The 19947-nt window shown below is 70.5% G+C and carries 11 protein-coding genes; 7 read left to right on the top strand and 4 right to left on the bottom strand.

Translation table 11 applies throughout. The annotated features are described in order from the left end of the window. The first annotated feature begins 50 nt into the window (after window positions 1-50). The 4 genes from M1E25_RS24950 to M1E25_RS24935 all read left to right on the top strand — a co-directional run bounded on the left by M1E25_RS24950 (window position 51) and on the right by M1E25_RS24935 (window position 13423). Window positions 51-5333: a DEAD/DEAH box helicase family protein gene (locus M1E25_RS24950; RefSeq protein WP_251419481.1), complete on the top strand. Its 5283-nt coding sequence runs from the start codon at window positions 51-53 to the stop codon at window positions 5331-5333. Between the two features lie 35 nt (window positions 5334-5368). Next, the gene (locus M1E25_RS24945; protein ID WP_251419479.1) at window positions 5369-8317 is read left to right on the top strand and encodes a DUF8741 domain-containing protein; all 2949 of its coding nucleotides are present in this window, start codon (window positions 5369-5371) and stop codon (window positions 8315-8317) included. Beyond that, the gene (locus M1E25_RS24940) at window positions 8317-12321 is read left to right on the top strand and encodes an Eco57I restriction-modification methylase domain-containing protein (RefSeq protein ID WP_251419477.1); all 4005 of its coding nucleotides are present in this window, start codon (window positions 8317-8319) and stop codon (window positions 12319-12321) included. Before M1E25_RS24945 ends, M1E25_RS24940 begins: the two co-directional genes overlap by 1 nt. Before the next feature lie 121 nt (window positions 12322-12442). After that, a complete protein-coding gene (locus M1E25_RS24935; protein WP_251419475.1) occupies window positions 12443-13423 on the top strand; it encodes a hypothetical protein in 981 nt (326 codons plus the stop codon). A 43-nt stretch (window positions 13424-13466) separates the two neighbouring features. Here the strand turns inward: M1E25_RS24935 and M1E25_RS24930 are convergent, their stop codons facing one another. The 4 genes from M1E25_RS24930 to M1E25_RS24915 all read right to left on the bottom strand — a co-directional run bounded on the left by M1E25_RS24930 (window position 13467) and on the right by M1E25_RS24915 (window position 16846). Continuing rightward, window positions 13467-13667: a DUF397 domain-containing protein gene (locus tag M1E25_RS24930; protein WP_251419474.1), complete on the bottom strand. Its 201-nt coding sequence runs from the start codon at window positions 13665-13667 to the stop codon at window positions 13467-13469. Next, window positions 13664-14533, bottom strand: coding sequence for a helix-turn-helix domain-containing protein (locus M1E25_RS24925; protein ID WP_251419485.1), 870 nt, complete (start codon window positions 14531-14533; stop codon window positions 13664-13666). Before M1E25_RS24925 ends, M1E25_RS24930 begins: the two co-directional genes overlap by 4 nt. A gap of 285 nt (window positions 14534-14818) precedes the next feature. Further along, window positions 14819-15142 carry a hypothetical protein gene (locus M1E25_RS24920; protein ID WP_251419472.1) on the bottom strand — a complete coding sequence of 108 codons (324 nt, stop codon included), beginning with the start codon at window positions 15140-15142 and terminating at the stop codon, window positions 14819-14821. Between the two features lie 435 nt (window positions 15143-15577). After that, window positions 15578-16846, bottom strand: coding sequence for an MFS transporter (locus tag M1E25_RS24915; protein ID WP_251419469.1), 1269 nt, complete (start codon window positions 16844-16846; stop codon window positions 15578-15580). On the opposite strand from M1E25_RS24915, the gene M1E25_RS24910 reads away from it, so the two are divergent. From M1E25_RS24910 to M1E25_RS24900, 3 genes are all read left to right on the top strand, one after another. After that, on the top strand, window positions 16845-17828 hold the full coding sequence (locus M1E25_RS24910) for an IclR family transcriptional regulator (RefSeq protein WP_251419467.1): 984 nt from the start codon (window positions 16845-16847) through the stop codon (window positions 17826-17828). The two genes, M1E25_RS24915 and M1E25_RS24910, sit on opposite strands and share 2 nt — an antisense overlap. Before the next feature lie 49 nt (window positions 17829-17877). Beyond that, window positions 17878-18225 carry a VOC family protein gene (locus M1E25_RS24905; RefSeq protein ID WP_251419465.1) on the top strand — a complete coding sequence of 116 codons (348 nt, stop codon included), beginning with the start codon at window positions 17878-17880 and terminating at the stop codon, window positions 18223-18225. A gap of 218 nt (window positions 18226-18443) precedes the next feature. Continuing rightward, window positions 18444-19853 carry an ATP-binding protein gene (locus tag M1E25_RS24900; RefSeq protein ID WP_251419483.1) on the top strand — a complete coding sequence of 470 codons (1410 nt, stop codon included), beginning with the start codon at window positions 18444-18446 and terminating at the stop codon, window positions 19851-19853. Window positions 19854-19947 lie beyond the last annotated feature (94 nt).

Raw genomic sequence — 19947 nt, 5'->3', positions numbered from 1 at the left:
TCCGGCGGGGCGACGCCCGCACGCCGCAGGCCCGGCCCGCCGGCCCCGGGATGGACGTCTTCGGGCTCCACAGCGAACTCATCGATGACTACCGGGACTTCACCCAGGGTGGCACCGTGATCCGGGACGAGCGGATATCGGCGTTCGTCCGGGAGGACCTCGACGCCAAGTCGCAGTGGCCCGATCCCTGGCTGTCGCTCAACCCGTTCTTCGCCTCGGCCGGCACGGTCGCGGAACTGGCGTCCGAGCAGGTCCTGCACGAGGAGTGCGCCCGGATCTTCCAGGCGGGCAAGACGCCCGGCGGCACCGTCTGCGACGGCCGGCCGCTCACCCTGCACCGGCACCAGCGCGAGGCGGTCGACGCCGCCCGTTCCGGTGCCTCCTACGTGCTGACCACCGGCACCGGCTCCGGCAAGTCGCTGTCCTACATCGTGCCGATCGTCGACCGCGTGCTCCGGGAACGCGAGAGCGAGGGAGCGAAGGCCCGCAGGAGGGTCCGGGCGATCATCGTCTACCCGATGAACGCCCTGGCCAACAGCCAGCTCAAGGAGCTGGAGAAGTACCTTCGCGACGGGTACGGCGAGGGCCGCGAGCCGGTGACGTTCGCCCGCTACACCGGCCAGGAGGACGACGCCCGCCGCAAGGAGATCCGCGACAACCCGCCGGACATCCTGCTCACCAACTACGTGATGCTGGAGCTGATGCTGACGCGGCCGGCCGACCGCGCCAGCCTCATCGCGATGGCCCGGGGCCTGGACTTCCTCGTCTTCGACGAGCTCCACACCTACCGCGGCCGTCAGGGCGCCGACGTCGCCCTCCTCGTCCGCCGCGTGCGGGAGGCATGCCGGGCCACCGGTCTGCAGTGCATCGGCACCTCCGCGACGATGTCGACGGAAGGCACCCTGGACGACCAGCGGCGGGTCGTCGCCGGTGTCGCCTCCACGCTCTTCGGCACCACCGTCCGGCCCGAGCACGTCATCGGCGAGACCCTGATCCGCGCCACCGGCCCCGCGCCCGACGCAGTCCCCGCCGAACGCCTCACCTCGGCCGCGCCCCGCGCGTACCCCGACCTGGTCCGCGACCCGCTCGCCCGCTGGATCGAGACCCGCTTCGGGCTCGCGGCCGACGCGGACACCGGCCGGCTCGTCCGTCAGCGCCCGGCGAAGATCGAGGACGCGGCGAAGGACCTCTCCGAACGGTCGGGCGTCGACGAGAGGGAGGCCGTCGCGGCGATACGCGCCACCCTGGAGGCAGGCTCACAGGCACGCCACCCCGTCACCGAGCGCCCGCTGTTCGCGTTCCGCCTCCACCAGTTCCTGTCCAAGGGCGACACCGTCCACGTCACGTTCGAGGACAAGGCGACTCGTCATCTGACCCGCTCCTACCAGATCGAACAGCCCGGCAGCGGCGGCAAGTTGCTGATACCGCTCGCGTTCTGCCGCGAGTGCGGCCAGGAGTACCTGACGGTCTGGCGCAACGAGAGGGACGGCGATGTGCGCTACGAGGCGCGCCGCGACACCGTCGCCACCGGTGGCCGCCAGGGCGACGGCTACCTCTACGTCGACCCCGACCGGCGCTGGCCGTCCGACCCGCAGCAGGCCGTGGTGGACCGGCGGCTTCCCGAGTCCTGGCTGGAGCTGGACGACAAGGGCCAGGAGGTCGTCAGGAAGTCCTTCCGCGACCGTGTTCCGCGCGCCGTCACCGTCGACCCGCTGGGCCGCGAGGGGCTCGGCGAACTGGACGCCGCGTTCATCCCGTCCCCCTTCCTGTTCTGTCTGCACTGCGGCGTCTCGTACGAGCAGACCCGTGCGAGCGACTTCGCCAAGCTCGCGACCCTGTCCCAGGAGGGTCGTTCCTCGGCCACGTCCCTGATCTCCGCCACGGTCGTCCGGTCCCTGACGTCGGTGCCCGAGGAGGCGCTCGACAAGGAGGCGCGCAAGCTCCTCACCTTCGTCGACAACCGTCAGGACGCCTCCCTCCAGGCGGGGCACTTCAACGACTTCGTCCAGGTCACACAGTTGCGCGGGGCCCTCTACCGGGCCGCTCTCGAAGCGGGCGAGGACGGCCTGCACCACGAGGAGCTGGCCTCCTCCGTCGCCGGGGCCATCGGCCTCGACCCGTTCGACTACACGGGCGAGAGCGACCTGCCGCCCTCCCTGGCCCGCAACGCCGCCCGCACCCTGCGCGACGTGATCGCCTTCCGCCTCTACCTCGACCTCGAGCGCGGCTGGCGCATCACCATGCCCAACCTGGAGCAGACAGGCCTGCTGGAGATCGACTACGAGGACCTGCACTGGGTCGCGGGCAAGCAGGACCGCTGGACGGACACCCACCGGGTGCTGCGGGACGCCGATCCCGCCCTGCGCGCGGAGATCATGAAGGCGCTCCTCGACGAGATGCGCCGGGCCCTGGCGATCGACGTCTCCTACTTCCGGGACGACTTCGACTCCCTCCAGCGGGCCAGCGAGGAACGCCTGACCGGACCGTGGGTGCTGTCCGGGGCCGACAAGCCCCGGGCCGCCGTCGCCTATCCGCACCCGTCCCGCCCCGGCATGGACCGCACGAGCCTGTTCCTGTCCGCGCGCGGCAAGTTCGGCAAGTACCTGATGCGCACCGACAGCGCTTTCCAGCTCGGCAAGGACGACCTCCAGCTGGTCATCGCGGAACTCCTGAAGGTCCTCGCGAAGGCCGGCCTGGTGAAGGAGGTGGCCGAGGCCCCGCAGCGAGCGGGCCGCCACCGCCGCCCGACCGGGCCCGCCCCGACCGGCTACCGCGTCGCCGCCCAGTCCCTCATATGGCGCGCGGGGAAGGGCGAGACGGGCGCGCACGACCCGCTGACCCGCACCTACCAGAGCGGCGACGGGCCGCGGGTCAACACCTTCTTCCGCGACCTGTACCGGAACGCCGCGGCCGAGCTCGCCGGCCTGTTCGCCCGCGAGCACACCGCCCAGGTCGCCCCCGAGGAGCGTGAGCAGCGCGAAGAGGCCTTCCGCAAGGCGGAGTTGAAGCTCCTGTACTGCTCCCCCACCATGGAGCTCGGTGTCGACATCTCGTCGCTCAACGCGGTGATGATGCGCAACGTCCCTCCCACGCCCGCCAACTACGCGCAGCGCAGCGGGCGCGCCGGGCGCAGCGGCCAGCCCGCGCTCGTGACGACGTACTGCGCGACGGGCAACAGCCACGACCAGTACTACTTCCGCCGCTCGGACCGCATGGTCGCCGGTGCCGTGGCCCCGCCGCGCCTGGACCTGGCCAACGAGGACCTGGTCCTCTCCCACCTGCAGGGCATCTGGATCGCCGAGGCCGGTCTGAAGCTGGGGCGCGCGGTCCCGGAGGTCCTGGACGTCACCCATCCGGAGACCGGCGACCGTCCCCGGCCCGAGCTGAAGCTGCTGCCGGAGATCGAGGCCGCGTCCCTCGACACGGACGCGCAGCGCCGCACGGTCGAGGCCGCCTCACGTGTCCTGTCGCCGCTGTTCCGGCAGTTCGCGGAGACGACGTGGTGGTACGACGAGTGGATCCAGGACCAGGTCCGCACGGTGCCGCAGCGGTTCGACGCGGCCTTCGGGCGGTGGCGTGACCTGTACCGGGCGGCACTCGACGACCAGTTCATCCAGAACCGGCGCCGCCTCGACTACACCCTCACCGAGGGCGACCGCATCCGGGCCAACACCCGCCGCCGCGAGGCGGAGACGCAGCTCAACCTGCTGATGAACGAGAGCGCCGACAGCAAGTCCGTGCTCTCCGACTTCAACCCCTACCGCTACCTGGCCTCCGAGGGGTTCCTGCCCGGGTACTCCTTCCCGCGTCTGCCGCTGGCCGCCTACATCCCCACCGTCGGCGGGCGCAGGGGCGAGGGCGACTACCTCCAGCGCCCCCGCTTCCTCGCCATCCGGGAGTTCGGCCCCGGCGCGCTGATCTACCACGAGGGCGCCCGCTACCAGGTGACCCGCACCCAGCTGCCGCCGGACGCCTCGGGTGACCTGGCCACGAGCGAGTGCCGCCGCTGCGCGCAGTGCGGCTACCACCACGACCCCAAGGACCGCGCCGACCGCTGCGAGATGTGCGGCGAACCGCTGGGCGCGGCCACGTACGGCCTGCTGCAGTTGCACACCGTCTACACCACCCGCCGCGAGCGGATCTCGTCCGACGAGGAGGAGCGTCGCCGCGCCGGCTTCCGCCTGGAGACCTCCTACCGCTTCCAGGACCACGGCACCCGCACGGGCCGCCAGGACGCCACGGTCACCGACGCGTCGGGCGGGCGGATCGCGACGGTGGCCTACGGCGACTCGGCGACGGTGCGGATCACCAACACCGGCCGGGTGCGGGCGAAGAAGGACGAACCTGCGGGCTACTGGCTCGACCTGGCCGACGGCCGCTGGATGAACGACCGCGACGCCGCCGAGGCGTCCGGGGACACCAGCGAGCTGCCGGTCGTCGACGCGGACGGCCACGAGCGCCGCCGCAAGAAGCGCGTCATCCCCTTCGTCGAGGACCGCCGCAACATCCTCGTCGTCACCCTCGACGAGCCGCTGCACGAGCCGGTCGCGCTGTCGCTGATGTACGCGCTGGAACGGGGCATCGAGGCGGCGTTCGAACTGGAGGACGCCGAGCTGAACGGCGAACTCCTGCCGCCTAAGGACGGTCCGCGCGGCCGCATCCTGTTCACCGAGGCCGCCGAGGGCGGGGCGGGCGTACTGCGCCGCCTCCAGTCGGAGCCGGACGCGCTGGCGAAGGCCGCGGCCAAGGCACTGGAGATCTGCCACTTCGACGCCGACGGCAACGACACCGGCGGCCCGCACCCGGACCGCCCGTGCGCCCTCGGCTGCTACGACTGCCTGCTGACCTACGGCAACCAGCTCCACCACCCGCACCTCGACCGGCACACGGTGAAGGACCTGCTGCTGCGCCTGGCGTCGGCGGCGGCCGAGCGGGAGCAGCGCGGCGAGTCGCGCACCGAGCAGTTCCGGCGGCTGCTGGACCGGGCGAAGGTGGCGACCGCCGTGGAGACCTCCGCGGGCGACGCCGGCGGGGCCGTCGCCCAGGACGATCTCCTCACCTGGCTCAGGGCCCGGGGCCTGAACCTCCCGGACGCGGGCGGGACGCTGATCACCGAGGCCAACGCCCAGGCCGACTACGTCTACCGGCTGGCCAACGTCCGGCTGGCCGTCTTCGTCGACTTGCCCGGCACCGAGCCGACGGCGCTGCGCGACGAGGACGCCGAGGAGCGTCTCCTCGACGCCCGCTGGGACGTCGTCCGCTTCCCGCACGACGCGGACTGGGGCGTCATCGCCGCCGCGCACCCCCGCTACTTCGGCACGTCCGGCCGCTGACGGCCGATCACCTCACCGCTACGACGAGGACCCTCATGACAGTCATGTATTCCGCCGGTTCCCTGGTGACCGCCCGCGGCCGCGAATGGGTGGTTCTGCCCGAAAGCGCCCCGGACCTGCTCGTGCTGCGCCCGCTCGGCGGCGCGGACGACGACGTCGCCGCCGTCTTCCCCGCCTTCGAGGACGTCAGGGGCGCGACGTTCACCGTCCCCGAGCCGTCCGACCTCGGCGACCAGCGCGCCGCGGGGCTGCTGCGCACCGCGCTGCGCATCGGTTTCCGCTCCGGCGCGGGCCCGTTCCGCTCCCTGGCCGGCATCGCCGTCGAGCCGCGCGCCTACCAGCTCGTGCCGCTGCTGATGGCGTTACGTCAGCAGACCGTCCGCATGCTGATCTCCGACGACGTCGGCATCGGCAAGACCGTCGAGGCGGGCCTGATCGCGAGTGAACTGCTCGCGCAGGGCGAGGCGAGGGGCCTCGCGGTGCTGTGCTCGCCCGCGCTCGCCGAGCAGTGGCAGGCCGAGCTGCGCAGCAAGTTCGGCATCGACGCCGAACTCGTCCTCGCCTCCACGGTCTCCCGGCTGGAGCGCGGCCTGGACCTGGGTCAGTCCCTCTTCGACCGCTATCCGCACGTCATCGTCTCCACCGACTTCATCAAGTCCACCCGGCACCGCGACGACTTCGTGCGCCACTGCCCGGACCTGGTGATCGTGGACGAGGCCCACACGTGCGTGGCCGCCGACGACACCACCACGAGCACGCAGAACCAGCTGCGCTACGAGCTCCTGAAACGGGTCTCGGCCGACGCCGGCCGGCATCTGCTGCTGGTCACGGCGACGCCCCACTCCGGCAAGGAGTCCGCGTTCCGCAACCTGCTCGGCCTGGTCAGGCCGGAGCTGGCGGACGTGGACCTGGACAGCGAACGGGGCCGCAAGCTCCTCGCCCGGCACTTCGTGGCGCGCAAGCGGGCCGACGTGCGCCAGTACCTCACGAAGGCGGACGGCCTCGGCGACGACAGGCTCGCCGAGCAGACCGCGTTCCCCTCCGACCGGTACTTCAAGGACGAGACCTACAAGCTGTCCCCCGCCTACCGCGCCCTGCTGGACGACGCGATCGCGTATGCGAGCGAGCGGGTCGAGGCCGCCGACACGAAGGGGAAGCGGGAGGCCCGGATCGCCTGGTGGTCGGCCATCGCCCTGCTGCGCTCGCTGGTCTCCTCGCCGCGCGCCGCCGCCCAGACGCTGCGCACCCGCTCGGCCGCCGCCGTCGCCGCCTCCGCGGAGGAGGCGGACCGGCTGGGCGCGCCGCTCACGAGCGACTCGGCCGACAGCGACGCCCTGGAGGGCATGGACGTCGCGCCCGGAGCGGAGACCGAGCGGCACAGCGGCAACCGGCTCGCCGAACTCGCGGAGCGGGCAGCCGCGTTGGAGGGCCCGGCCGAGGACCTGAAGCTGAAGGCGCTGATCCGGCATCTGAAGGCACTGCTCGCCGACGGGTACAACCCCATCGTCTTCTGCCGCTACATCCCCACCGCCGAATACCTGGCCGAGCAGCTGGCCGACGACCCGGAGACGAAGAAACGCGGGCCGCTCGGCGCGAAGACCGTCGTGAAGGCCGTCACCGGCACCCTCTCCCCGCAGCAGCGCGTCCAGCGCATCGAGGAACTGGCGGCGGAGGCCGGCGGGGACGCGGCCGCCCGCCGGGTGCTCGTCGCGACCGACTGCCTGTCCGAGGGTGTCAACCTCCAGCACCACTTCGACGCGGTGCTGCACTACGACCTGGCCTGGAACCCGACCCGCCACGACCAGCGCGAGGGCCGCGTCGACCGGTACGGGCAGAAGAAGGACCAGGTCCGCGTCATCACCCTGTACGGCGAGGACAACGGCATCGACGGCAAGGTCCTCGAGGTCCTCATCCGGAAGCACCGCCAGATCAAGAAGGACCTCGGCATCTCCGTCTCGGTGCCGGACGAGATGTCGACGGGCGTCACGGACGCGATCGTCGAGTGGCTGCTGCTGCGGGGCCGGGAGGGCGAGCAGCAGACGCTGTTCGGCTCGGACGCCTTCCAGCAGAGCTTCGGTGACCTGGAGCAGGACTGGAACTCGGCCGCGGAGCGCGAGAAGGCGTCCCGGTCGCGGTTCGCGCAGCGCTCGATCCACCCGGAGGAGGTGGCCCGCGAGGTCGCCTCGGTGCGTGAGGCGCTGGGCGGGGCGGGCGAGATCGCCACGTTCGTCCGCGAGGCGCTGGGCGCGCTCGGCGGCGTCCTGCGCGAGGGTGGTTCGGGCTTCGGCGGGAGCGACTTCACGGCCCAGGTCGGTGGCGCCCCGGCGGGCCTGCGGGACGCGCTCGCGCCGGCCGTCGGCGCGGAGAACATCGAGAAGGACCGCCCGATCACATTCCGCACCGACCCGGCGGTGGCGCGCGGCGAGGCTGCCCTGGTGCGCACGGACCCGGTGGTCGGCGCACTGGCCGGGCATGTCCTGAACGCCGCTCTGGACGTGCAGGCGGACGGCGCACGCCCGGCCCGCCGCTGCGGCGTCATCACCACGGACGCCGTCACCACCCGCACGACGCTGCTGCTGGTGCGCTACCGCTTCCACCTCACCCTGCCGTCCCGCAGCGGCGAGAGGCAGCTCGTGGCGGAGGACGCCCGGCTGCTCGCCTTCCGCGGCGCGCCGAAGAACGCCGAGTGGCTGACGCAGGAGCAGGCCGCCGCGCTCCTCGACGCGACCGCCACCGAGAACACCGACCCGTACTTCGGCGAGCGGACGATGACCCGCATCCTCGACCAACTGCACCTCACCGCCGCCCATGTGGAGGCGTACGGGGACGAGTTGGCGGCCGAGCTGGACGCGTCCCACCGCCGGGTGCGCCGGGCCTCCGACGAGATCGTCCGGGGTCTGAAGGTCACCGCCCAGCGGCCCGCCGACGTCCTCGGCGCCTACGTCTACCTGCCCGCCACCGCGTCCGGAGAGGTCAGCGCCTGATGTCTGCCACCGCCCGCAACCAGGTCTTCTCCGCCGTCCACACCATCGGCGGCCTCATCCCCGCGGACATGCTCGTCCGCATCTCCGAGGGCAGGGACGTCCCCGGCGCCGGGCCCGCCGACTACGGCCTGCCGTCGTCCCGTTCGGTGCGTGACGAGGCGGAGCGCAGCTGGGAGTACCTGAAGCCGCTCTGGCGCGACCTGCGGGGGCGTCTGCCCGAGGACCCGGTGACCGGTGCCCCGGCGGGTGATCCGACCGGCCTCGCCGGGAGCGACTGGCTGGCGCCGCTGTGGCGCGAGCTCGGCTTCGGCCGGCTCACGGCCATGGGCCGAAGCGGTGTTGTGGCCGACTCCGACCCGGACAAGCTCTTCGGCGTCTCCCACCGCTGGTCACATGTGCTCGTGCACCAGACGCCGTGGAACGCCGACCTGGACCGGCGGCCGGGCGGAGCCGGCACGGTCCCGCCGCAGTCGATGCTCCAGGAGTGCCTGAACCGCACGGAAGCACACCTGTGGGGGACGCTCACCAACGGCCGCCAGGTGAGGCTGCTGCGGGACTCCAGCGCACTGGCCACCGCCTCGTACGTCGAGTTCGACCTCGAGGCGATCTTCGACGGCGAGCTGTTCAGCGAGTTCGTGCTGCTCTACCGGCTGCTGCACGTGTCGAGGTTCGAGGTCGGCGAGGACGCCGCGCCGTCGGCCTGCCGGCTGGAGAAGTGGCGCACGGAGGCGATCGCCTCGGGCACCCGGGCGCTGGACCAGCTCCGCAAGGGTGTCCAGAGCGCGATCACCATGCTCGGCACCGGCTTCCTGCGGCACCCCGCCAACCGCGAACTGCGCGAGACGCTGGACGTCACGACCTTCCACACCGCCCTGCTGCGCCTGGTCTACCGGCTGCTGTTCCTGTTCGTGGCCGAGGACCGCGAGGTGCTGCTGAAGCCGGACGCGGAGGCGCGCGCCACCAAGCGCTATGCGGCGTACTTCTCCACCGCGCGGCTGCGCCGGCACGCCCAGCGGCGGCGCGGCACGTCCCACGGCGACCTGTACGAGGCGCTGCGGTTCGTGCTGACCGCGCTCGGCAACGACGACGGGTGCCCGGATCTCGGGCTGCCCGCTCTCGGCGGCCTCTTCGACGAGACCGAGACCGACAAGGTGCTCCACGGTCTCGCCCTGTCGAACGAGCCGCTGCTGGGGGCCGTGCGGGCCCTGTCGGTGGTGCGCGACACCGGCTCGAGGCGGAACCGGGTCATCGACTACCGGCACCTGGACGCCGAGGAACTGGGTTCCATCTACGAGTCGTTGCTGGAGCTGGTGCCCCGGCACAGTGCCACGGACCGCACGTTCGAACTGGTCGAGCTGGCGGGCAACACCCGCAAGACGACCGGCTCGTACTACACGCCCTCGTCGCTCATCGACTGCCTGCTCGACTCGGCACTCGACCCGGTCATCGACGACGCGGTCAAGCGCGGCGAGATCCGCGCGACGCGGTCCGGCCGGCCGGATGCCGGCCCGGCGATCGTCGAGGAGCTGCTGAACCTCACGGTCTGCGACCCGGCCTGCGGATCCGGCCACTTCCTGGTGGCCGCGGCCCGGCGCATCGCCAAGCGGGTGGCGGCCGTCCGCGAGCAGAACCCCGAGCCGACGATCGACGCCGTGCGGCACGCGCTGCACGAGGTCGTCGCGCGGTGCGTCTACGGCGTGGACCTCAACCCCATGGCCGTCGAACTCGCCAAGGTCTCCCTGTGGCTGGAGGCGCTGGAGCCGGGCAAGCCGCTGGGATTCCTGGACGCCCACATCAAGCACGGCAACGCGCTGCTGGGGACGACCCCGGCGCTCCTGGCGGGCGGCATACCCGACGACGCCTTCAAGCCCATCGAGGGCGACGACAAGAAGATCACGACCGCGCTGAAGAAGCGGAACGCCGCCGAGCGCGGCGGCCAGCTCAGCTTCACCACCGACGAGCGCATCTGGTTCTCCAACACCGCGTTCGCGACGACCGCGCGCGAGATCACCACCTCGCGGGCCGACACCCTGCGGGACGTCCGCCTCCAGTCCAGCCGGTTCCGCGGCTTGGAGACCGACGCGGAATACCTCCGCGCCCTCAACGTCGCCGACGCCTGGTGCGCCGCCTTCGTCTGGCCCAAGGTCCAGGGCGCCCCGACCCCGGTCACCGAAGGCGTCTTCCGCGACCTCCAGAACCCCGGCGGCGGCATACCGGCGGCCACCCGCGACGAGATCGCGCTCCTGGCCGGGCAGTACAAGTTCTTCCACTGGCACCTGGAGTTCCCGGAGGTCTTCCACGTCCCCGCGAAGCCGGACGCCGACGTCGACACGTCGGTCGGCTGGGCCGGCGGCTTCTCCTGCGTTCTGGGGAACCCGCCATGGGAACGCATCAAGCTCCAGGAGCAGGAGTTCTTCGCCCAGCGGGACCAGGCCATCGCCACCGCCCCGAACGCCGCCGCGCGCAAGAGGCTCATTGCGGAGCTGCCGACCGAGAACCCCGAGCTGTTCGCGGATTTCACGGCGGCCAAGCGCCGAGCCGAGGGCGAAAGCCAGTTCCTTCGCTCCTCGCTGCGCTATCCGCTGACCGGTCGCGGTGACATCAACACCTACGCGGTCTTCGCGGAGACCGACCGCAACCTCATCGGGCCCACGGGGCGTACGGGCGTGATCGTCCCGACGGGTATCTCCACCGACGCCACGACGCAGTTCTTCTTCAAGGACCTCGTGCAGCAGGGATCGCTCGCCTCGCTGTACGACTTCGAGAACCGTAGCGGCCTGTTCCCCGCGGTGGACTCGCGCATGAAGTTCAGCCTGCTGACCCTCGCCGGTCGCACCGTTCGTGAACCCGCAGCCAACTTCGCATTCTTCTTACACGATCCCGCCGAACTCGACGCGGCGGACAAGCGCTTCACCCTCACGCCCGAGGAGATCAGCCTCCTCAACCCCAACACCGGCACCTGCCCGATCTTCCGAACCCGTCGCGACGCCGAGATCTCGTTGTCGGTACAACGGAGAGGCCACCTTCTACGCTCCAACAACCTCCATGTTCCCAGCCTCGGCGTCCGAGTGCGGCGTATATACGATCTCGGGAAGACAGAGGGGCTGAACCTTTGCACCCACGTGGCGGAGGAGCGATCAAACGGGCCCCGAATGTACGAAGGAAAATTATTTCACGCTTTCGATCACAGAAATTCCTCATACAACCCAAGCGGAAATACCTCTACCTTCACAATCAGTCGCGAGCCAGATTTCCGCACATCTACGCGATACCATCTCACCTCAGAGCAGCGACTAAGTGAAGATCTCGGGAGCTGGAAACATCCCTGGCTTATCGGATTTCGAGATATTGCGCGTTCGACGGACGAACGCACGATGATTGCCGCCATTCTGCCGCGCGTTGCGACCGACTACACAATCCGAGTGATTCTCCCTCCACAGCACGACTCCTGGTTACTAATCGGAAACCTCAATTCCTTCGCATTCGACTATCTCTATAGACTCCGCCTCGGCGGAACTCACTTGTCGGACTTCATCACGTACCAACTCCCAGCAATTCCGTGGGATACGTACACTCATGCACGTATCAACGGTGCACCCATTCGCGATTGGTTGGCCCCGCGACTGATTGAACTAATATATACAGCTGATGACATGACTCCTTTTGCTGTCGATACCGGCGATACCGGAATGCCCTTCCGCTGGGTCGAGGAGCGCCGCGCGGTCATCCGCGCCGAGCTGGACGCGCTGTTCTTCCACCTCTACGGCATCGCCCGAGACGACGTGGACTACATCCTCGAGACGTTCCCCATCGTCAAGCGCAAGGACGAGGCGAAGTACGGCTCCTACCGCACCAAGGAACTGATCCTCGACCTCTACGACCGGATGGCCGCCGCCGGGGTCTCGCTCGACACCCCGCTCGTCGACGGCGAGAACTTCACCAGTGACCTCACCCCACCTCCCGGCCACGGCCCCCGTCACCCGGCTCAACCCAGCAGCGCCTGAACCGACCCCGGTCCGCTGATCCGCCCCCAGCGGAACAGTGGGCCGGTATATCCCGTCTGCCTCCGGCCCGCCGCACAGCTCACCACGTGCGGCGGGCCTCATGACCCCATAGGCCAGGACCATGAACGCAACCCCGCAGGACAGCCCTCCGCTCACCACGCCCACGTCCGACCGCGCGAGCATCCGCGCCGAGCGGCGACGGCTGCGCGAGTCGATCCGCGCTCACCGCAAGCTGCTCAAGGCGCGCAAGTCGTTCGAGCTGGCCGACCAGAAGCGCAAGAACACGTCGGCGCGAGCCCACGTTCACGCGCAGCGCCACCATGACAAGGCAGTGAAGCGCGCCGAGCGGGAGGAGGGCCGCGCGCACGAAACCGTAGGTGCGGCTCTCCGAGCTCTCGACGGCGACCGGGAGATGCGTGAACGTCAGACGCTCGACGCGCTGCGCCGTCAGTACATCGATGCCGCTCTGCGACGGGCCCCGCTCAACGCGAAGGAGCTGAACGGGCTCGCCAAGGTGCTCATCAACGACCTCGCGGCACGCGGCATCCGTACCGCCGCCGACTTCACCGGATTCAGCCAGGGTCCCGGGCCCACCGGCCGTGGCGGCTCCGTCTACTGGATTCACACGGCCAACGGGCGCCGGGTGCACGTCAACGGCATCGGCGAACACCGCGTCAAGGCGCTGACCGAGTTCCGGCGGTTCCACCTCAGCCGTGCCGAGGAGCGGGCCCCCAGGCAGCTCACCTATGTCGACCGCATGAAGATCGACGAGCTGATCGCCCGGCAACGGGCCGACCTGGAGAAGCAACGCGAAGCCGCCGTCCGCACGGCCGCTGCCGCACGGGACGAAGCCCGGGACGCTCTCGCCGAGAACACGGCGCGCCTGAACGCCGAAGCCCAGGAGGCCGACGCCCAGGCGGTCCAGCGCAGAGCCGAATTCGACTCGATGGCCGAAGCTCTCCTGGCGCTCCGGTCTCAACTGGCGGCACTCGACTCGGAGTACGGCGGTTTCGGCGCGAGGATGCGACGTCTCACCTCCCGCCCCCACGCTGCGACCGACCGAGCTCCCCAGCCAGTCGCCACCCCCGACAACGTGGCCTGACAAGGCGAAGGGGCGGCTGCGTGTCGCAACCGCCCTCGGCGCCTCAGCCCCAGTGCTGGTCTGCGAACCGCAGGAACTCCGACCACTCAGCACGCCCGAAGGTCAGCCGGGGCCCTTCCTTGTCCTTCGAGTCCCGCACCAGCACGGCGTCGGCCGCCACGGCGATCTCCACGCACTCGCCGCCCTCATTGCCGCTGTAGCTGCTCTTGAACCAGGCGAGTGGCACAGCGCCCTCGGTGCTCATCGCTCTCCCAGCATCTTCTCGATCAGGGCCAGGGACTCCTGCGGAGTGAGGGCCTGAGCCCTGATGCTTCCGTATCGTGCGGCCAGCATACGGACGTCCTCCGCCTCCGTGCTGAGACGACTGAAATTCTGGACTTCGACGTACCCCACCTGCGGTCTCCCTTTGGGAGTCAGCAGGATGAACGGGCCGCCCATTCCCGCATGTTCAGTCCGCTCCGTCGGCATGATCTGGAGTTCCAGACTGCGCATGTTCCCGGCCCTGAGCAGGTGCTTCAGCTGACCCTGGTTGACCTTCTGTCCGCCGACCGGCCTCCTCAGCACCGATTCCTCGATGACGCAGGAAACGATGGGGGCCGGCCAGCGGGTCAGGATCTCCTGTCGGAACAGGCGTGCGGACACCCGCTGCTCGATGGTCTCGTCATCCAGCAGCGGCTTGCGCATCCCGTACAGCGCCCGGGTCCGCGCCTCCGTCTGCAACAAGCCGGGGATGTCATGGTTGCTGTAGTAGTGAACCTCAACGGCTTCCGCCTCCATGCGCGCGTAGTCGCGGAACCACGCCGGATGCTTCACCCGGCTCCGCGCCTTCGCCCGTGCCACGTCGTCCTTGGCGGCCTTCAACAGGCCGCCCGCGTCGAGCAGTTCGTCGGCCGCGTCCAGGAACTCCGGTTGCGGGGTGCGTCGACCGCGCTCCAGGGAGGAGATCTGGTCCTCGCCGTACGCCAGCCGCTCCCCCAACTCCCGCTGGGTCAGGCCCGCGCGTTCCCGTAGGAGTTTGATCTGCTTGCCGACGGCGCGGAACAGGTCGATCGCCCCGTCCTCGTCCTCCGGCGGTTCCGGCCGCCGCCCCTCGTCCGCGACCTCTGTCAGTGCCACCCCGACCACCACCCCGTGTCATTCGCCCAGGTCCCGTGGCAGGCAGCGTAGGGGCGTATCACAACGCGAACACCGGTACGTCCCTGAATCACCCGATCGAGCGGGCGCGCGTAACCCGGCAGAACCGGACAGGTTGCGCCCCGGCGCGAAGGCGTCGACGCCCAACAGGATCCAGAACAGCCGCTTTTCCTGCGAAGGGCGGCAACGTGGACCGTCCGCACCCGGGCGCTCGGCCCACCTGAAGGTGCCTCGCCGAGACCGGCCTCCAGACGCAGATGATCAGCCGAGGCGCAGCCGGTCGCCGGGCCTGGGGGTACGAGGCGGGACGTAACCGTCGTCGTCCTTGGGATCGCCGGGGGGATACAGGTCGCCGCGCAGCTGATCGGGCAGGAGAACGACGGCGACCGTGTCGGACACATCCCTGTCGGATCCGGCGCCGATCCAGGAGTCGCCCTCTGCCACCCGGGGATCTCCGGGTGCGTCGTGCACCGTGATGTGGTCGCACAGCAGGACGACGTCCGCGGAGTCCACGGCACACGCCGCGAGTTCCACCACAGCTTCCGGCAAGGGCTCCGCCTTGGTCGAGCGATAGCCGAAGTGCACCGCTTGCTTTCTCTCGGGAACCTGAGGGTGCGGGCTCATCTCCCACTCTGTGATCTCGACGGTCAGGGGGTACGTCCGGTCGCCACGGACCACCGTGACCTCTACGGCCGCGGGACCGGGAGCGTTCTCCCTTCGGCCTGTCGAGGACGTACAGCCGACAAGTCCGGCGGTCAGGCAAGCTGCCACCGTCGCCCCCGCCATCGCACCGACGCGGCATCGAACTCGCCACTTCACGTCGCTCCGTCCTTCGCTTCTCGCCCGGCGCCGCACTCGGAAGCTGAGGACACATTCCACCGTGTGTCGGTTCCGGGCGCCGTCGACGGCCGACCGCGCCTCTGGACGACGGGGCTCGCACACACCGCCGCCCCCGGTACCGGATTCGGCACCAGGGGCGGTCAGGTCAACTCCTTCAGCAGGCAGGCAACTCCGGCGCCGTCACGCGTCACTTTCCCGCAGCTGCGCCGGCACCGCCAGCAGGGCGAGGACGGCGAGCACCGCGGCGACCGAGAACGCGTAGAAGCCCCAGGGATAGGCGATTCCCGCGCTCACGAGCATGCCGCCGAGGAACGGGCCGACGATCGCACCGAGGCGTCCGACACCTGCGGCGAGCCCCAGGGCGGTGCCCCGTACCTCCGCCGCGAACAGGTGACCGACGAAGGCGTACACCAGCACCTGGGCGCTGAACACGAACACCCCGGCGAGGAACACCGCGGCGTACACCAGCACTGTCGACTCCAGCTTGACCGACAGCAGCGCCAGGAAGACCGCCGAGATGCCGAACCACAGCAGCACGGTCCGCTTGTTGCCGCGCGCGTCCGAGACCCTTCCGGCGAGCAGCAGGCCGGCTACGGCGCCGAGGTTGAGCGCGAGCAGCAGTCCCAGCGAGTCGCCGAGCGAGTAGCCGGCCGCGCCCATGATCTGCGGGAGCCAGGTGTTGAGGCCGTAGACGAGCAGCAGGCCCATGAACGAGGCGATCCAGATGCCGATGCTGACCCGCAGCAGCCGGCCGCGCAGGAGGGCGGACGGGCGTACCGGCTGCTCGGCCGGCCCGGCGGCGGTCTTGCCGCGCGCCTCGAGGAACGCCGACGACTCGGGCAGCTTGGCCCACATCACCGGGAGGGTGAGCAGTCCGGCGAGGCCGCCGACGACGAACATGGCCTCCCAGCCGAACCGGGGGATGACGACGAGCGCGAGCAGGGCGGTGAGCACGGCGCCCACGTGATAGCCGGTCATCATCCGCGTGACGGCCGAACCTCGGCGGCCCTGCCTCGCGTACTCGGTCATGTAGGTCAGGGCGGTCGGCAGGCAGGCGCCCAGACCCAGGCCGCTGAGGAAGCGCAGGGTCACGAACGTGGCGACGTTCGGGGCCCACGCGATCCCGAAGGTCAGCACCGAGAAGAGCGCGATGCACACCATCAGGCCGGCGCGGCGCCCGAACCGGTCGGTGAGCGGTCCGATGGCCACCGCGCCGATGCCGACGCCGACCAGCCCCAACGTGGCCGCGGTGGTGAGCGAACCGGCGTCGAAGCCCAGGGCCTTGGTCTCGGTGAGCCTGGGGATCACCGCGCCGAGCACGACCAGGTCGTACCCGTCGAGCGCGACCGCGAGCCAGCAGAGCAGGACGGGCCAGAAGCCGCCCTTCGCGTCACGTGGCGCCGCGGTGCCGGAGGCGGACGCCGGAGAACTCGGGGACGTTGACGACATGCTGTCTCTCCTCGTCGGGGTGACCGACATGGTGATGCGTGACACACTTCCCGCACAGCGCTGTCTTTCACTGAGCGGAAAGCACATGGCCGGAAACACCAGTCAGCCGGGCCGGACCGTGGCCTCACGCATGCTGGCGATCCTCGACGCCTTCGACTTCGAGCACCCGCGGCTGACCCTGTCCGACCTGGCCCGGCGGGCGGATCTGAGCCTGCCGACCACCCACCGTCTGGTGCGCGAACTCAGCTGCTGGCGCGCCCTGGAGCGGGAGGACGACGGCACGTACCGGGTGGGGCTGCGCCTGCTGGAGCTGGGGCTGCTGAGCGGCCTGCACACCCGGCTGCGCGACGTCGCCATGCCGTTCATGCAGGAGCTGTACGAGGCGACGCGGGAGAACGTCCATCTCGCCGTGCACGACGGCGGCACGGCGCTGTACGTGGAGAAGCTGACCGGCCACCGCTCGGTGCCGATCGTCTCGCGCACCGGAGGGCGGCTGCCCCTGCACACCACCGGCGTCGGCAAGGCGCTGCTGGCCTGGGCATCCCCCGATGTCATCGACGAGCATCTCGGACGGCCGCTGAGCCGTCCGACGACATACTCGATCCGCGAACCGGGGCGGCTGCGGCGGGACCTCCAGCGCGCGCGGGAACGCGGATTCGCCACGACGCGCGAGGAGATGACCCTGGGCACCTGCTCGGTCGCGAGCCCGGTCCTCGTGGACGGCGAACCGGTCGCGGCGGTCGGGGCGGTGGTCCGATCCGGCAGGCTGGACCTCGACCGCCTGGCTCCACCAGTGATCGCGGCGGCGCGCGGCATCGGTGCGCGGCTCGCGGACATCGGCGACGACCCCTACCCCGGCTACGACCGCCCTGCCGCATCGCCCTGGGGCAGCACTGCGCGGCGAGGTCGCCCCGAATGGCCGGTGTCCGGCGACGGCAGGCCCCATTGTTACGAAGTGCGTGCGGTGGCCGATACGTCGTAGTAGACGTAGGGACTGCCGAAGACACCGTCGTCCTCACGTGGAGTTGTCGATGACCATTCACCGTGTAGTGCCCAACATCCAGTCGGAGTCCGTGCAGCAGAGCCGGGAGTTCTACGGGCGGCTGGGCTTCCACGAAGTCATGAACCTCGGCTGGATCTCGACGCTCGCCTCCCCGACCCATCCGACGGCCCAGATCAGCTTCATCACCGACGACAAGACCGCACCCGTCATCCCCGACATCAGCGTCGAGGTGAGCGACGTCGATGCGGTCTACGCGGCCGTTCAGGAGAGCGGCGCGGAGATCGTACACCCCCTTCAGGACGAGGAGTGGGGCGTGCGCCGCTTCTTCGTCCGCGACCCCAACGGCCGAGTGGTCAACGTACTCAGCCACCTCTGACGCGGCCTGGGACAAGACCCCGCGGTCCCTGAGAGTCACCAATCTTGTTAGGGTTGATCTGAACACAAACAGTTCAGGTGTGCCCGAACAGGATCGAGGCCGGTGTGGGTGAACGAGACGGTTGGGAGAAGCCCGCGCGGGTGCTGGACCGCGAGCGCGAGTGGGGACTGCTGCACGACTTCGTGGAGGACCCCGCACCCGAGCTGCGGATCGCGATCATGTCCGGGCGGCGGCGCAACGGGAAGTCGTTCCTGCTGGAGGCGCTGACCGAGGCCGCCGGGGGCCTGTACCTCTCCGCCGTGCAGGAGGAGGGGCGCGTGCTGTCCCTCCAGCGCTTCAGCGAAGCCGTCGCCGCCCACGCCGGCGTGCCGGCGCGGGCGCTGCGCCTGGGCGGGTGGGAGGAGGTGCTGTCCACCGCCCTGGACGTGGTCAACCGGGCGCCCGGTGCCCCGCTGCTGGTGATCGACGAGCTCCCTTACCTGCTCCAGCACTCCCCCGAGATCCCGGGACTGCTGCAACTCCTCTACGACCGCTCGCAGTCCCGCAAGGCGCCGGGCGGGCGGATCGTCCTGTGCGGCTCGGCGATGAGCGTAATGAGCGAGCTGCTGTCGGGGACCAGGCCACTGCGCGGCCGCGCCGTCCTCGACCTGCGCCTGCCCGCCTTCGACTACCGCACGGCCCGCACCCACTGGCAGGTCGACGACCCCGGGACCGCGCTGCTCGTCGACGCCTGCCTCGGCGGCGCCCCCGGCTACCGGCCCCTCGCGCCCGGCGCCGTACCGCAGAGCACCGGGGACTTCGACGACTGGATCCAGCGCACGCTGCTGGATCCCGGACGCGCCCTCTATTCCCGCGTCGAGGCCGAGTTCCTGCTGCGCGAGGACCCCCGGATCACCCGCCGCACCCTCTACTACGACCTGCTGTCCGCCGTGGCCCGGGGCGCCTCCACCCCCGCGAGGATCGGCAGCCTGCTGGAGCGGCAGCGCTCCGCCGTGGTCGCACCCCTGGAGGTGCTGGAGTCCACCGGCTACCTGCGCCGCGAGCAGGACCTGCTCAAGGCCCGGAATCCGGTGATCACCGTCGCCGATCCGGTGATCCGGTTCAACCAGCTGATCACCCTGCCCCTGGTGGACATGGTCGAGCACGGACGGGCGGCGGACGCATGGCGGGAGTCCCGCCCGACCTTCCAGTCCAAGATCCTCGGTCCGCATTTCGAGGAGCTGGCACGGCACTGGACCCGCGCCTTCGCCCCCGACGAGGCGCCACTGCGGATCGGCGCCGTCGGCTCCACGGACGTGCCCGACCCGGCGGCGAAGACCAAGCACGAGGTGGACGTCCTCGCGCTCGCACCGGGCGAACGCCCCCGCTCGGCGCACACCCGCGTCGCCCTCGTCGGCGAGGCGAAGGCGACGATCCAGCCGCGCGGGATGCGGGACGTCGAACGCCTCGAGCACATCCGGGGCCTGCTGGCCGGCCTGGGCCACGAGACCGCGGACGCGTCCCTGGCCCTCCACTCCCTGCACGGGTTCCACCCCGACGTGCAGCGGGCCGCCGCCCGGCGCCGCGACCTGCTGCTGATCGACCTCGCGGCCCTCTACGGCGACGGACCGGTCCTCGGCGGGGGGTGAGGGGTACGCGCCCCCGTCTCGTCGGGCACAGAAGTGCCGGCTGGAGCCGAGGCTTCCCAACTGTCGCTGTTCACTCAAGCGTTGGCCGCTGGAA

The sequence above is a fragment of the Streptomyces meridianus genome (genome assembly GCF_023703325.1).
Classification (GTDB): domain Bacteria; phylum Actinomycetota; class Actinomycetes; order Streptomycetales; family Streptomycetaceae; genus Streptomyces; species Streptomyces meridianus.
This window is presented reverse-complemented; position numbering and strand designations above follow the sequence as displayed.